16 protein-coding genes are annotated in these 13,609 nt (G+C 61.5%); 9 read left to right on the forward strand and 7 right to left on the reverse strand.

The window, feature by feature from the left end; translation table 11 throughout:
- Positions 1-57 precede the first annotated feature (57 nt).
- On the forward strand, positions 58-1,707 hold the full coding sequence (locus AC1Q5S_RS09480; RefSeq protein WP_291324367.1) for a hypothetical protein: 1,650 nt from the start codon (positions 58-60) through the stop codon (positions 1,705-1,707).
- 388 nt (positions 1,708-2,095) lie between these two features.
- On the opposite strand, the gene AC1Q5S_RS09485 is transcribed toward AC1Q5S_RS09480, so the two are convergent.
- Positions 2,096-2,518 (reverse strand): HU family DNA-binding protein, encoded by a 423-nt coding sequence (locus AC1Q5S_RS09485; RefSeq protein WP_492227209.1) that lies wholly within the window; start codon positions 2,516-2,518, stop codon positions 2,096-2,098.
- A 188-nt stretch (positions 2,519-2,706) separates the two neighbouring features.
- Between AC1Q5S_RS09485 and AC1Q5S_RS09490 the strand changes: the two genes are divergently transcribed.
- Positions 2,707-3,336 carry a hypothetical protein gene (locus AC1Q5S_RS09490; protein ID WP_086926367.1) on the forward strand — a complete coding sequence of 210 codons (630 nt, stop codon included), beginning with the start codon at positions 2,707-2,709 and terminating at the stop codon, positions 3,334-3,336.
- 130 nt (positions 3,337-3,466) lie between these two features.
- Entirely contained in the window at positions 3,467-4,573 is a 1,107-nt protein-coding gene (locus AC1Q5S_RS09495) for an IS5 family transposase (protein ID WP_492238705.1), read from the forward strand.
- A 246-nt stretch (positions 4,574-4,819) separates the two neighbouring features.
- Here the strand turns inward: AC1Q5S_RS09495 and AC1Q5S_RS09500 are convergent, their stop codons facing one another.
- The gene (locus AC1Q5S_RS09500) at positions 4,820-5,704 is read right to left on the reverse strand and encodes an EamA family transporter (protein WP_492238706.1); all 885 of its coding nucleotides are present in this window, start codon (positions 5,702-5,704) and stop codon (positions 4,820-4,822) included.
- A gap of 294 nt (positions 5,705-5,998) precedes the next feature.
- Here AC1Q5S_RS09500 and AC1Q5S_RS09505 point away from each other — a divergent pair, with 294 nt between their 5' ends.
- The 3 genes from AC1Q5S_RS09505 to AC1Q5S_RS09515 all read left to right on the forward strand — a co-directional run bounded on the left by AC1Q5S_RS09505 (position 5,999) and on the right by AC1Q5S_RS09515 (position 8,271).
- Positions 5,999-6,622: a cytochrome c oxidase subunit 3 gene (locus tag AC1Q5S_RS09505; RefSeq protein WP_492238707.1), complete on the forward strand. Its 624-nt coding sequence runs from the start codon at positions 5,999-6,001 to the stop codon at positions 6,620-6,622.
- 9 nt (positions 6,623-6,631) lie between these two features.
- Positions 6,632-6,910 carry a hypothetical protein gene (locus tag AC1Q5S_RS09510; RefSeq protein ID WP_492238708.1) on the forward strand — a complete coding sequence of 93 codons (279 nt, stop codon included), beginning with the start codon at positions 6,632-6,634 and terminating at the stop codon, positions 6,908-6,910.
- Between the two features lie 254 nt (positions 6,911-7,164).
- Positions 7,165-8,271: an IS5 family transposase gene (locus AC1Q5S_RS09515; protein WP_492238709.1), complete on the forward strand. Its 1,107-nt coding sequence runs from the start codon at positions 7,165-7,167 to the stop codon at positions 8,269-8,271.
- 163 nt (positions 8,272-8,434) lie between these two features.
- On the opposite strand, the gene merR is transcribed toward AC1Q5S_RS09515, so the two are convergent.
- Entirely contained in the window at positions 8,435-8,869 is a 435-nt protein-coding gene (gene merR / locus AC1Q5S_RS09520) for a mercury resistance transcriptional regulator MerR (RefSeq protein ID WP_005798840.1), read from the reverse strand.
- A gap of 71 nt (positions 8,870-8,940) precedes the next feature.
- Between merR and merT the strand changes: the two genes are divergently transcribed.
- Positions 8,941-9,291 carry a mercuric ion transporter MerT gene (gene merT, locus AC1Q5S_RS09525; protein ID WP_012806011.1) on the forward strand — a complete coding sequence of 117 codons (351 nt, stop codon included), beginning with the start codon at positions 8,941-8,943 and terminating at the stop codon, positions 9,289-9,291.
- A gap of 60 nt (positions 9,292-9,351) precedes the next feature.
- On the opposite strand, the gene AC1Q5S_RS09530 is transcribed toward merT, so the two are convergent.
- The 4 genes from AC1Q5S_RS09530 to AC1Q5S_RS09545 form a co-directional block, all read right to left on the reverse strand.
- The gene (locus AC1Q5S_RS09530; RefSeq protein WP_180987928.1) at positions 9,352-10,497 is read right to left on the reverse strand and encodes an acetate/propionate family kinase; all 1,146 of its coding nucleotides are present in this window, start codon (positions 10,495-10,497) and stop codon (positions 9,352-9,354) included.
- 13 nt (positions 10,498-10,510) lie between these two features.
- A complete protein-coding gene (locus AC1Q5S_RS09535) occupies positions 10,511-10,759 on the reverse strand; it encodes a hypothetical protein (protein WP_172734524.1) in 249 nt (82 codons plus the stop codon).
- 33 nt (positions 10,760-10,792) lie between these two features.
- Complete coding sequence (fliE, locus tag AC1Q5S_RS09540; RefSeq protein WP_013722284.1) at positions 10,793-11,101, reverse strand: flagellar hook-basal body complex protein FliE; 309 nt, start codon at positions 11,099-11,101, stop codon at positions 10,793-10,795.
- Positions 11,102-11,357: 256 nt separating this feature from the next.
- Positions 11,358-11,666 (reverse strand): hypothetical protein, encoded by a 309-nt coding sequence (locus AC1Q5S_RS09545; RefSeq protein WP_005794613.1) that lies wholly within the window; start codon positions 11,664-11,666, stop codon positions 11,358-11,360.
- 243 nt (positions 11,667-11,909) lie between these two features.
- Between AC1Q5S_RS09545 and AC1Q5S_RS09550 the strand changes: the two genes are divergently transcribed.
- Together AC1Q5S_RS09550 and AC1Q5S_RS09555 are read left to right on the forward strand one after the other, a co-directional pair.
- Positions 11,910-12,176 (forward strand): hypothetical protein, encoded by a 267-nt coding sequence (locus AC1Q5S_RS09550; RefSeq protein WP_422204160.1) that lies wholly within the window; start codon positions 11,910-11,912, stop codon positions 12,174-12,176.
- Entirely contained in the window at positions 12,173-13,603 is a 1,431-nt protein-coding gene (locus tag AC1Q5S_RS09555) for a TolC family protein (protein WP_492238710.1), read from the forward strand. The genes AC1Q5S_RS09550 and AC1Q5S_RS09555 overlap by 4 nt, the downstream gene beginning before the upstream one ends.
- Positions 13,604-13,609 lie beyond the last annotated feature (6 nt).

Consider the following 13,609-nt stretch of genomic DNA (forward strand, 5'->3'; position numbering starts at 1 on the left):
CAGGCTCTAAAAGGAGGCGCTCTACTTGTTTCACCAACTGCTCTGACTCCTCTCTCAATGCACAACACACCAAACTGCGAGTTGACCTCCTTTGAGAAGCTCAACCGCGACTGCTTCTGTCTGAGCCTGGATCCTGCGGCGCTGGCGGCTGCGCTCGATGCCGAGTTGGGCTCTCCGAGCTTGTCGCAGCTAGTGCGCGACCGATGCCCCTACCTTTTTGCTGCGCAGCCTGTCTTCGTGGCGCGGCCTCCTCTCGAACGAATGGCCCGCGTCGTGCAAGCCATCGAGGCAGTGGTGGCACTCCCGGCCTACCGGGAGCAGGTCTTGGCGGATGCCCCCGCCATTGCGCGGGCCGGCACCGGTGGCTCCCAGGGCGTGTTCTTCGGCTATGACTTCCATCTGGACCAAGACCGTCTCGGTTTGATCGAAATCAACACAAACGCTGGTGGTGCGATGCTGAATGCGGTGCTGGCCCGTGCTCAGCGCAGCTGCTGTCAGGCTGTGCAGGCAATGGTGCCAAGCCGCGGCGCCGTCGCAACGTTCGAGCAGCGGCTGGTGGACATGTTCCGCCGTGAGTGGCGGCTGGCCGGTCACTCACGGCCGTTGGTCTCGATCGCTATCGTGGACGAAGCGCCGCAGCAGCAATACCTGTATCCAGAGTTCCTGCTGTTCCGGCAGCTGTTTGAGCGCCATGGACTGCAGGCCATCATTGTCGATCCCTCCGAGCTGGCGTGCCGTCACGGCAGGCTCTGGCACGGCGAACTCGCCATCGACGTGGTTTACAACCGTGTCACAGATTTTTATCTGGATCTGCCTGCCAACGCCGTGCTGCGACAGGCTTGGCTGGAACAGGCAGCGGTTCTCACGCCCCATCCGACGGCGCACGCGCTATACGCCGACAAGCGGCGACTGGCCTTGTTCAGTGACGATGGTGCGCTGCGGGAGCTGGGCGTTGCTGACGACGACAGGCAGGTGCTGCTGGCGAACGTGCCGCGCACCGAAGTGGTCGATGAGGCACATGGTGACCGGCTGTGGGCGGCTCGTCGTAGCCTGTTCTTCAAACCCGCGGCGGGCTTCGGTAGCCGCGCCGCGTACCGAGGTGACAAACTCACGCGCCGGGTCTGGCAGGAGATCATGACGGGAGCCTATGTAGCACAGGCCCTCGTGCCTCCGGGCGAACGCGTCATTGCGAATACGGAGGGACTGCAGTCCATGAAATTCGATTTGCGCGCCTACGCCTATGCCGGCGACGTTCAGTGGGTTGCTGCACGCGTGTATCAGGGACAAACCACGAACTTCCGCCAGCCGGGCAGTGGCTTTGCCCCCGTCTACACCACCGTGGATGGCTCCGGCCGCGGAATGTGCGAGCCGGATGTCGAACACGCGTCCTATGTGTTCCTGCTCGACGAGGCGGGGGACGTGCACGCCTTGCCGCATGTGCTGTATGTGGCGCTTGCCAGGGGTCAGGCCTTGGCACCAATGTTGGCGGACCAAACTCTGCGCCTGGCGGACTGGTATGTACGGCTTCGGGCCGATGGGGTGCCGGGTGCTGTGGTCAACGAGACCTATGGGTTTGTCCGCTTCGACCGAGAGGGGCGGTTCAAATTGGAGGCTGCGCCAGGAGATGCCGCATGGCCTACTCCTGAGGAGCACCGACGGATGCAGGAGCTGCTGTTCTCCATAGACCTGGAGCCCAACGGCGCCTGATCATAGGAGCCGGGAGGAGGGTGGGCCGCCCAACGAAGTGAATCATTTGGGTTGCCGCAAGAACGGTCAGACGATGATGCGTGGCTTCTGGCCTGGCAATATGCAGATGGTCACGTCGCATGGGCGAGAGCCAACTGTCAGTCAAATCTGTCCGAAAACAGGCGGATGACGATTGACACAATTGCGACTGTCAACCGCTGTCTTTCGCTGGGCTCGAACCGAATGGTCTGTGCCTTGCGCAGCCTAGTGACGAGAAACAAGCCCGGGCCTGATCCCAGATTAAGCAGGACGTCCAGCTTTCAAGTTTAGTAACTTTCCCCCGGGGCGTAGCCGGGGGCGGCGCACTCAGGCGGGCGCAGTTCGCGAGCCTACCCGCCTGATTGCTGGATCAGAGCGTTGCGTCCTTGAGCTTCTTCAACGCGCGCGTCTTGATCTTCACCGATGCAGGCTTGGCGGGGAACCAGCGCTCTTCACCCGTGAAGGGATCCTTGCCAAAACGCTTCTTCTTCGCAGGAACCTGCTGCAAGCCGATCTTCATCAGGCCGGGCAGGGTGAACTCACCCGATCCCTTCTTGTGCACCGAACCCAGGATGGCGGTTTCCAATGCGGCGAAAACTGCCTTGGCTGCCTTGGGCTCCACACCAGATTGCTCAACCAGATGGGCGATCAGCGTGGTCTTGTTGAAAACCGTCTTGATGGGCTTGATGGCAACCGCTGCCGGTTTGGTGGCAACAGGCGCGACCTTCTTGGCGGCGGGAGCCACTTTCGTAGTCTTCTTGGCGGGGGTGGATGTCTTCTTTGCAGTTGCCATGGTGGATCTTGTTGGGTTTGTGGGTCGAAATTCGCTGCCGGATGAATTCAGGCAGGCGATCCGGATTCTAGGAGCAGTGTTCTGACAGTTCCCGTGCAGCGTACTTGTGGGCTCTCCAATAAACTCAATCTTTCACGGCAACAGCATCGAGCAGCATGCCAAGCCAAGATACCTTTTCAGGAGCTCACATGTCCATTTCTCCCTCGACCCTGTTGGCCCTGCAAAAGGCTGGGGAGGGCTTGCACACCGCCCGAGAGGCATTCGCGCAGGAAGTCCAGTCCAACGCTGGCCGTGTGGTCGGTATTGTTGCCAGTGAGCCCTTCAGTTCCGAGGCCGACCGCGCCTATGCCCAATTGCGCGCCGTGGCGCGCATGGCGCATGAGTTGCAAAGCATCGAAGAGCAACTCAAGACTATGTACGGAGGAGCTGCGGAAATGATGCAGCCCGAGACGCCAGTCATTGTTGCGTTGCCGGACCATGGAAGGCGCTCTCATGCTCATCAAGGCGCGGGAGACCTGGACGAAGCAGAAGACGTGGTCGTCAAGCCCGCGCCGCGCCGGCAGTCGCTCAAGACCAAACCGCTGCGAAAGCGGACGAAGGAAACGGCAAGCCAGCCTCAACGCTTGAGTTCAAACGACGAAAAGGTCCTGGCGCACCTGAAAAAGGTATTGGACCGCCGCAGTTGGGTGACTTTGACCCAGGGGACCATTGCCCAAGGGGCGGGAATCCCTCTGGGTTCCGTCGGCTTGGCGATGAGGAGGTTGGTTGCCGCCGAGGCTGTGCGCGAGCGGGGCAAAGGGACTTATCGGCTGGCATAGTGCGGCATGCAATTCACTTTTGAATCCACTGCCTTAGCAGGCTGCTGAAATACCCTCCACCTTCACTCCTCGGTTGACGCCTTGCCACGACAATCAAGGCACCCCTACCGACCAGACAGACGAGCCATCCATGCGCGGAGCCGACACCTTCACCGAGAGCCTGTTCACCATGCGCCACCTCGATGACTTCGTGCCCGCCGATCACCCCTTGCGCGTGATCCGTGTGATGGTCAATAAAGCCCTGGCCAACATGGACGAGCTGTTTGCCCGGATGTATGCGGCCGACATCAAAGGCGGGCGCCCCAGCATTGCTCCCGAGAAGCTGCTGCGCGCCATGCTCATCCAGGTGCTCTACAGCGTGCGCTCGGAGCGCCAGCTGATGGAGCAGACCCAATACAACCTTCTGTTTCGCTGGTTCATCGGCCTGGCCATGGACGACGCAGTCTGGGTGCCCACTGTCTTCAGCAAGAACCGTGAACGCCTGATCGAGCACGATGCGGTCATCGAATTCTTCAACCAGATCGTGCAACAAGCCCAGGAGCAGGAGCTGCTCTCGGGCGAGCACTTCAGCGTGGATGGCACCCTGATCCAGGCCTGGGCGGGCCACAAGAGCTTTGTGCGCAAAGACCGCCAGGGCGACGACGATACCGACGCGGGCAACTTCAAAGACCAAAAGCGCAGCAACGACACCCATGAATCCACCACGGACGGGGATGCACGGCTGTACCGCAAGGGCAAGACTGCCAGCGAACTGCGCTTCATGGGCCACACACTCACCGACAACCGCCACGGGCTGGTGGTCAGCGCCGTGGTCACACAGGCCGACGGATATGCTGAACGTGAAGCGGCCAAGGCCATGATCAACGATGCGCGACAGGCACTGCCCGGTGATGACCCCATCACGATCACGCTGGGCGCAGACAAGGGTTACGACGCCAAGGAGTTCATCGACGCGCTGCAAGAGATGAACGTGCTGCCCCATGTGGCGCAGAACAAGTCAGGGCGCCAATCTGCGGTGCCCGATGTGATCGCAGACAGCGAAGGATACGCCATCTCGCAGCGAAAGAGAAAGCTGATCGAACAAGGCTTTGGCTGGGCCAAGACGGTGGGGCACATGCGCCAGGTGCTGGTGCGCGGGATCAAGAAGGTGGACCAGATGTTTGTGCTGACGATGGCGGGCTACAACCTCACGCGGTTGCGCAGCCTGGGGCAAATCCGTCTGCAGGGGCAGATGTGAAGGCAAAAGGGGTAAAAAAACCGTGCTTTGCGACTGAAAGCAGGCGATTTTGAGGGGTTGACTTTCAGGATACGGAAAAATGCGGCTACAGCCGCTGAACAGGTTCGGACGCTGGGGAGTATTTCAGCAGCCTGCTAGCGCTTGCCCATCAAGCGCCAGCAGCTATCAAAAGGTGAGCAATGACACCCTGGTAGCTCGCCAACACGGCCCCAACGAGCCAGCCCTCGCCCGCAACGCCACCCGGCATCACGCCGACTGAGGCTGCACCGCCACAGCAGCGGACTGGCGTGCGGTGGCCGCACTGCCCATCGACGCCGCCACGATGCACCCAATGGCGAGCCACTGCACCCCGCTCAGGTGCTCGCCCAGCAGCGGCAGTGCCAGCAGCGCGGCCACGGCGGGCTCCATGCTGATCATGATGCCAAAGGCCTCTTTGGGCAGGCGCTTCAAGGCCATCATTTCCAGCGAGATGGGAATGGCACTGGAAATGGCCGCCACGCACAAGCCCACCAGCAGCACCGAGGGGGACAGCAGCGCAGCGCCTGCATGCACCACGCCCACGGGCACCACCACCATCGCCGCCACCAGCAGGCCCAGCGACACCGACTGCCCCGCGTGCAAATGCCCGGCCCGTTTGCCGTAGATGATGTACAGCGCCCAGAACACAGCGGCGCCCACCGAATACATCACCCCCACGGGGTCCAGCGTGCTGCCGCTCAGCCCCAGGGGCAACAGCAAGCCCAGGCCCACCATGGCCAGCGCCACCCACACAAAATCCATGGCACGGCGCGATGACCAGATGGCCACCGCCAGCGGCCCGGCAAACTCGATGGCCACTGCCAGGCCAAATGGCAGGGTCTGGATGGACATGTAGAACATGAGGTTCATGGCACCCAGCGCAGCGCCATACAGGGCCACGGCCTTGGCATCGGCCCGCGACAGGCGCCAGCGCCAGGGGCGCCACAGCAGCATCAACACCGCCGACAACCCCACCCGCACCGCGGTGGTGCCCTGCGCGCCCACGGCCGGAAACAACACCTGCTTGGCCCACGAGGTGCCGAGCCCCAGGGAAGTGTCGGAGCCAAGAACGGCCAGGAAGGGAAAGAAGCGTTGAAGGCGGGATACGGTCATGCACGCAATGTAGTGGGTTTGGTGGGGGCTGGGGGCTTTGCGATGCACGGGCTGACGTTCGGCACCGGCAACGTGCAGGCAGCCTCCCAACATGATGTATGTCAGTTTCTGCTACGCAACCAAAGCGGCCTGGCTGATACGGTGCACACGCCGCCAAACTCCGTATACTGGAGCAGACGGGCAAGGAACTGTGTCAGCAGACGGAGCACCCGCAGTCGGGCCTTTACCGCAGTGGCTTGCGCCACAGATCTTGCCAAGAAAGACCACCGGCCCAGGTGGTGAGAGGCACAGCCCATGAGCGATTTGACTTTGCAAACACCCGTGCCGGAGACACCGGCGAACACATCCGCCGCCCGAGTTCCAAGTGATTCGCTGCCGGGGCTCAAAGGCATGTGGGTGGCCGTCTGCCTGGAGTATCTGGAGTTCACGATGTTTTTCAGCGTGTACTTTGTGGCACGGTGGTTCCACCCCCAGGCGTTTCAGGAAGGCGCAGCGCGCTTGTGGACATGGGGTGGCGTGGCGGTGACGCTGGTCATGCTGACCAGCGGATATGCGCTGACCCAGGCGATTGCGGCGTTTCGGCAGGGCAATGCGCAGCGCGCCAAGCAATGGCAGGGGGCAGCGCTGGCGATTGGGCTGCTTTACCCGGTGATCAAAATGCTGGAGTGGCGGTGGAACCAGGCACACGCAATTGATGCCAGCAGCGGGATTTTTGTGGTGGTGTACTACTACCTCACCATCAATCACTTCCTCCATGCATGCTGGGGCCTTGGCGGCATGGTGTGGTGCCTGGCACGCGCCAAGGTGGGGACGTACTCCAGCACAGACGTGCGGGGTCTGGAGGCCCTGGCCACGTACTGGCACGCCACCGACTTGGTGTGGCTGATGATTTTTGCCCTGTTTTATGCCCTAGTTTGAAGGCCCATGATGAAACCCACACCCACCTTTGTCGCCTGGCTGCTCATGGTGGCACTGACGTGCCTGAGTGTGTTTGCAGCCCACTTGGCACATGCAGGACTGAGCCGTGGGGCGATGAGCGCGAGCATCGCCCTCATCGCTTGGGGCAAGGGGCTGTTGCTGGTGAGGCACTTCCTCGAAGCGCACAGGGCAGGCCCGGTGTTCCACCGCATCGTTCTGGGGTTCGCCGCCTTGGCCCCCCTGGCCTTGCTGGTAAGCGGCTGGAGAGAAGCCGCCGCCGGCCTGTAGGCCGCCCGCCGTTCAGCCACCCGCGACCCGGTGCACCCTGCCGCCCCACACCACATCACCCGGAAATCACCCGGAAGTCACCACCGCACAGGAAAGGCCAGCTCGTAAGAACCTGCTCAAAGTCGGTTGAGCGCAGCGTAACCCGACAAGGCGCCGCTCCTACCAGGCTGCTGAAATACTCCCCACCGACAGTCCGCGACAGCCGCCCAGCCGTGACAATCAAGCCCCCCACTGACCAGACAGACGAGCCATCCATGCGCGGAGCCGACACCTTCACCGAGAGCCTGTTCACGATGCGCCATCTCGATGACTTCGTGCCCCTTGATCACCCCCTGCGGGTGATCCGCATCATGGTCAACAAGGCCCTGGCGAACATGGACAACCTGTTTGGTCAGATGTATGCGGCTGACATCAAAGGCGGGCGTCCCAGCATTGCCCCCGAGAAGCTGCTGCGCGCCATGCTCATCCAGGTGCTCTACAGCGTGCGCTCGGAGCGCCAGCTCATGGAGCAGACCCAGTACAACCTTCTGTTTCGCTGGTTCATTGGCCTGGCCATGGACGATGCCGTTTGGGTGCCCACCGTCTTCAGCAAGAACCGCGAACGTCTGATCGAGCACGATGCGGTCATCGAATTCTTCAACCAGATCGTGCAACAAGCCCAGGAGCAGGAGCTGCTCTCGGGCGAGCACTTCAGCGTGGATGGCACCCTGATCCAGGCCTGGGCGGGCCACAAGAGCTTTGTGCGCAAAGACCGCCAGGGCGACGACGATACCGACGCGGGCAACTTCAAAGACCAAAAGCGCAGCAACGACACCCATGAATCCACCACGGACGGGGATGCACGGCTGTACCGCAAGGGCAAGACTGCCAGCGAACTGCGCTTCATGGGCCACACACTCACCGACAACCGCCACGGGCTGGTGGTCAGCGCCGTGGTCACACAGGCCGACGGATATGCAGAGCGCGAAGCGGCCAAGGCCATGATCAACGATGCGCGACAGGCATTGCCCGGCGATGACCCCATCACGATCACGCTGGGCGCAGACAAGGGTTACGACGCCAGGGAGTTCATCGACGCGCTGCAAGAGATGAACGTGCTGCCCCATGTGGCGCAGAACAAATCAGGGCGTCAATCGGCGGTGCCTGACAGGATCGCGGGCAGCGAAGGCTACGCCATCTCCCAGCAAAAGAGAAAGCTGATCGAACAAGGCTTTGGCTGGGCCAAGACGGTGGGGCACATGCGCCAGGTGCTGGTGCGCGGGATCAAGAAGGTGGACCAGATGTTTGTGCTGACGATGGCGGGCTACAACCTCACGCGGTTGCGCAGCCTGGGGCAAATCCGTCTGCAGGGGCAGATGTGAAGGCCAAAAGAGCAGAAAACCGTGGTTTGCGGCTGAAAACACCTGGTTTTACGGGCTGACTTTCAGAATACGGAAACTGCTGCGACAAACGCACTTGCAGCCGCTGAGCAGGTTCGGCCGTAGGGGTAGTATTTCAGCAGCCTGTTAGGCGTAGTTCCCTTGGCTACACCGCGTCGGTACTGCGCGGTTCTTTCTTCCCTTGCAGTGAAGCAATCAGCGGGCAAGAAACATTCCCCTGCCGCAGGTGGCAGGCACACACAAGTTCGGAAAGCACCGACTCCATACGCGCCAAGTCAGTCATTTTTTCGCGCACGTCCTTGAGCTTGTGCTCGGCCAGACTACTGGCTTCCTCGCAATGGGTGCCATCCTCCAGCCGCAGCAGTTCGGCTATTTCATCCAGACTGAAGCCCAGCCGCTGGGCTGATTTCACGAACCGCACCCGCGTTACATCCGCCTCGCCATAGCGGCGGATGCTGCCGTAAGGCTTGTCCGGCTCCGGCAACAAGCCCTTGCGCTGATAGAACCGGATGGTCTCTACGTTGACCCCGGCCGCCTTGGCGAAAACGCCGATGGTCAGATTTTCCAAATTGTTTTCCATATTGCTTGACTCCGTACATGACTACGGAAGTAAGGTTACGCTATCCAATTTAAATTCGAAAGGACACGCGCATGTCTGAACCACAAAACGGGCGCGGGGCGCTCTTCGCCGGCGGGCTGGCTGCCATCCTCGCCTCGGCCTGCTGCCTGGGGCCGCTGGTTCTGGTCACCTTGGGGTTCAGCGGCGCTTGGATCGGCAACCTGACGGTATTGGAGCCGTATCGGCCGATCTTCATCGGCGCGGCGCTGGTTGCACTGTTCTTTGCCTGGCGGCGCATCGTCCGACCGACCGCAGCCTGCAAGCCGGGCGAGGTGTGCGCGATTCCGCAAGTGCGCACCACCTACAAGCTCATTTTCTGGTTCGTCGCCGTGTTGGTCTTGGTCGCGCTTAGTTTTCCCTACGTCATGCCATTTTTCTACTAAGGATGGACCGGCTTGTGGGCGACGCCGAGAACGGGGCTGTTGTTGACCACGGTGCTCTCCCTATCCATCGATTTCGTGTTCGGCACTTACCGAACCATTCAACAACCTGGCAGTCTCGTGCGCGATCACCCACTGTTCGCGCGCACGCACGGCCAGCACCGCGACCGAGGACCGTGACGCCTGAAGCTGGGAGACTTCGGATGCCGGACTGAAGGCGCGATTGCGCTCCTCGTCCAGATGCAGGCCAAGGAATTCCAGGCCGTCCAGAATGCGGCAACGCAGCGTCGGGGAGTTTTCCCCTGCTCCGCCCGTGAAAGCCACCGCATCGCAGCCGCCCATCGCCGCGGCGTAGGCACCGATGTACTTGCGCACGCGGTAGGCATGGACCTGCAACGCCATTTGGGCAGCAGCATGACCATCCCGCGCGCGACTCTCGATCTCGCGCAGGTCCGAGCCCACACCCGACAACGCCTTCAGTCCACTGTCGCTGTAAAGCGCCGCTTCGATTTGCACCAGTGACAAGCCCAGGGTACGCGCGACATAGCCTGGCACGCCGGGGTCGAGGTCCCCGCTGCGTGTGCCCATCACCAGACCTTCCAGGGCCGTCATCCCCATCGAGGTGTCGACAGAGCGGCCACGGTCGATCGCGCAGACACTTGCCCCATTGCCGATGTGGCAGCTCACGATGCGCAGTTCGGATGGAGGCCGCATCAACGCGGAACTGACAGCCGCCAGTACGCTCTGGTGCGACAGGCCATGAAACCCGAATCGCCGCACCCCAACTGCGCGCCATGACTGCGGAACGGCATAGCATGAGGCGTGTTCTGGCATGCCGGCATGAAAAGCGGTGTCGAAGACCGCCACGTGGCGCACGCCTGGCCAACGCTCGCGCGCGATGCGGATGCCGGCCAGTGCAACGGGGTTGTGCTGCGGCGCCAGCGCAGCAGCCTGGTCGATCTCGTGCTCGACTTTTGCGTCCACGAAAGCCGCCTCGCGCAAGAAGGGGCCACCGTGTGCGACACGGTGGCCGATGGCATTGAGCGACGTCACGCCGGAACTTCGTACTTGCTGCTTGATCTCGTCAAACGCCGCGGCATCAACTGCGGGATGGTCGATCGTCGACTCGATCACGGGCATGGCCGATGCCGGGTCGAAAACCCCGAACTTGAGGGTCGCACTGCCGGCGTTGATGGCTAGGATGTGCATGTCTTGGTCGCCGTCAGTGCACATCGACGTCGCGACTTCCGGCCTCGGCAGTATGAGCCAGCCAGTACAACAGGACAACACACAGTGCGAGCAGCGCATGGAGCCACCAGCCCAGTTCATGGGCTCGGTGCTCCAACACCCCGGTACTAAAACGGCTCTTCAGGCGGTCAGCAGTTAAAGCTGGAGGGGCCTTTGTCAAAAAGGCTCCAACTCCAGCTTGTTCGCCACGTGAGCCGGCGATTTCAGCAACGAGTGCGCTCATTACCTGCATTTTTACTGCTTCGCCTTCGGCGCATCAGACCTGCATGTTCATTACATCGGTGTAAGCCTGAACAATTCGGTTTCGGCTCTGCAGCGTGGCCTGAAATGCAATGTTCGACTTGACTCCTGCAAGCATCGTTTCTTCAAGACTGACAGTAGGGTTGCCGAACGTGACCTCGCGGCTCAGGCGCCCAGATTCACTTTGCAATTGGCTCGTGGTCGCTAACGCTTGCTTCATCGCGTCCAAAAATCCACCGTCCTGAACTATGGGTGCTTTGGACACCAACTTGCCCACCGGAATGACTGGCAGTAGTGCGCCAAGCGGGTTTGTGATGACGTTCATGGTGTGTCCATTGTCGAACTGACGGAGGTTATGAGGGGCCCTTTTTTGCGGGAGAAATAGACCAGCGATCGATACGAAATAGTAAGTTTCGCCAGCCGATCAAGAAGCCCTGCAACTGGTGCGTAAGCCGTTCAATTGCACGGCTATGGATAACAGAAACGTCATCTTGCCGACATTGCCGTGAGTTGCCGGTACGCGCAGTGGTGTGCACCGCAAAGCATGAAGGTTGGCAGGAACCACGCAAAGGGAGCGTGGTCTACGGCAGTTGCGAAATCTCGAACACCAGTTTGGTGCTGGAGCCATAGCGGCTCATGGACGCGTGGTTCTGCTCCAGTTGGCTGTCGGGCAGATAACGGATCGGCAGCTCTGACAACCGGGAGCGCAGTGGAAGCGGCCACGGACGCGAGAAGCGCAGATGCGACGCTACGGGCTTGATGCCCTGCGCGCACGGCGCTCCAGCGTCAACTGGCGCGGCCCCTGGTGGAACCTCGGGGCCAGGCACATGGTCGCCGCACTGCCGCCCAAATACTTCACAGGCGTGGGGCTTGTATCGGTAGTTGACCATCCACCAACACCTCCAGCGTTTCACTTGAACCGCCGTAGGCGGAACCGCACGTACGGTGGTGTAAGAGGGGTGAGGGGTTACCCCTCACCCCGCTCGATCATGACAAAGATGTAATGAAGCCGTTATGCCTTTGACAGCTAGTCGTTTGCACAATGACATAAGTCAAAAATGCATCACAAATCCATGAACAATCTCTGGCTTTCACGACCTACCTCAAGCCTCTGGCTGGGCGCCGCACTAATGGTGCCATCCTTGGCATTTGCACAGATGCCAGAGGTCGAAACCGCGAAGGTGGGCTACCTGCTCTCGTACCGATCAGCCCTCTCGGGTTACGAGGCCTACAAGGAGCAGTCCGTCCAGCCCTGGAAGGCGGCGAACGACAAGGTGGGTGAAATCGGCGGCTGGCGCGCCTATGCGAAAGAAATCAAGTCCGGCCAGCCCGGGTCCGCCAAGGACGCTGCTCCCGTCACCGACCCGCATTCTGGCCATCACGGGGGAGAAAAACCATGATGCGTTTGCGTGCCACTCACGCCAAACTCGCTCTATCTGCACTCGGACTGGCGGTGCTGACCGGCTGTGCCAGCGTCAGCCTGGAGCAGAACATCGGCCGCGTTAACGACGAGGCTGGTAGCTTCACCGATGGGAAACTCGCCCTGGCTCGTACCCAGGAGGAGCGCGACCAGCGAGCGCAGGCCGCTCAAACCTTGCTGGCGGAGACCCTAAATCAGAAAGATGCCGTCCAGTTGGCCTTGGTGAACAGCCCGTCCCTGCAGACCCTGCTGGCGCAGGGTTGGGGGGAGTCAGCGGACGCCGCGCAGGTAGGCCGGATTGCCAATCCCATCTTCAGTTTTGAGCGCATGACGGCCGGCGTCGAGCTGGACTTGGGGCGTGCGCTCTCCTTTGGCCTGTTGGATCTGCTGACCCTGCCGTCCCGCTACGGTGTCGCCACCCGGAGAATCGAGCAGTCTCAGCTGCGTTTGACCAGCGACGTGGTGGACCAGGTCACGCGCGTGCGCCAGGCCTGGGTGCGCGCCGTAGCGGCGCAGCAATCGCTCAAGTATGCCAAGCAGGTCTATGACAGTGCAGAGGCCGGAGCTGAACTGGCCAAACGCATGCAGAGCGTGGGTAACTTCAACCGCATCACCCGCGCACGCGAGCAGGCTTTTTATGCCGATGCCGCCACCCGCCTGAGCACGGCCCAGCACCAGGTCACGGCCAGCCGGGAAGAACTGGTACGTTTGCTGGGGCTGGATGAAAGCCAGGCGCAGGCGCTCAAGCTTCCGGAACGTCTACCTGATCTCCCCATGCAAGCACTGGATCCGCAGGCGGTTGGCTCGCTCGCTACCAAGGCACGCCTGGACATTCGCCTGGCGCAGACCGCGCTGGATGGCGCGGCCAAGGCCCAAGGCCTGAACATGGTGACCAGCTTCACCGATATCGAGCTCACTGGGCGTCGCAACACGACATTTGACAATGCCGAGGGCACCCGCTCCACCGCACGCGGCTGGGAAATCGATGTGCGCCTACCCCTCTTTGACTGGGGCGGAATGCAGCGCGATGCGATGAACGCTCGAACGCTGGCGGCCGCCAACCAGCTTGAAGGCACGGTGCGTTCCGCGGGCTCCAGCCTGCGCGAAAGCTATTCGGCCTATCGAACGGCCTACGACGTGGCGCGGCACTACCGCGACGAAGTGGTTCCGGTGCGCAAGGTGATCGCGGAGGAGAACCAGCTTCGCTACAACGGCATGCTGATCAGCGCGTTCGAACTGCTGGCCGATGCGCGCGACCAGGTCGGTGCCGTCACGGCGGCCTTGGACTCACAGCAGCAGTTCTGGCTGGCCGATGCCGCATTGCAGGCATCCGTAATCGGACGCCCCACCAACACCACCTTGTCGGTCACCACCAGCGCTTCCAGCGACGCGGGTGCCGGTCACTGATGCAGA

Source organism: Acidovorax sp. GW835-FHT14B10, from assembly GCF_058793725.1.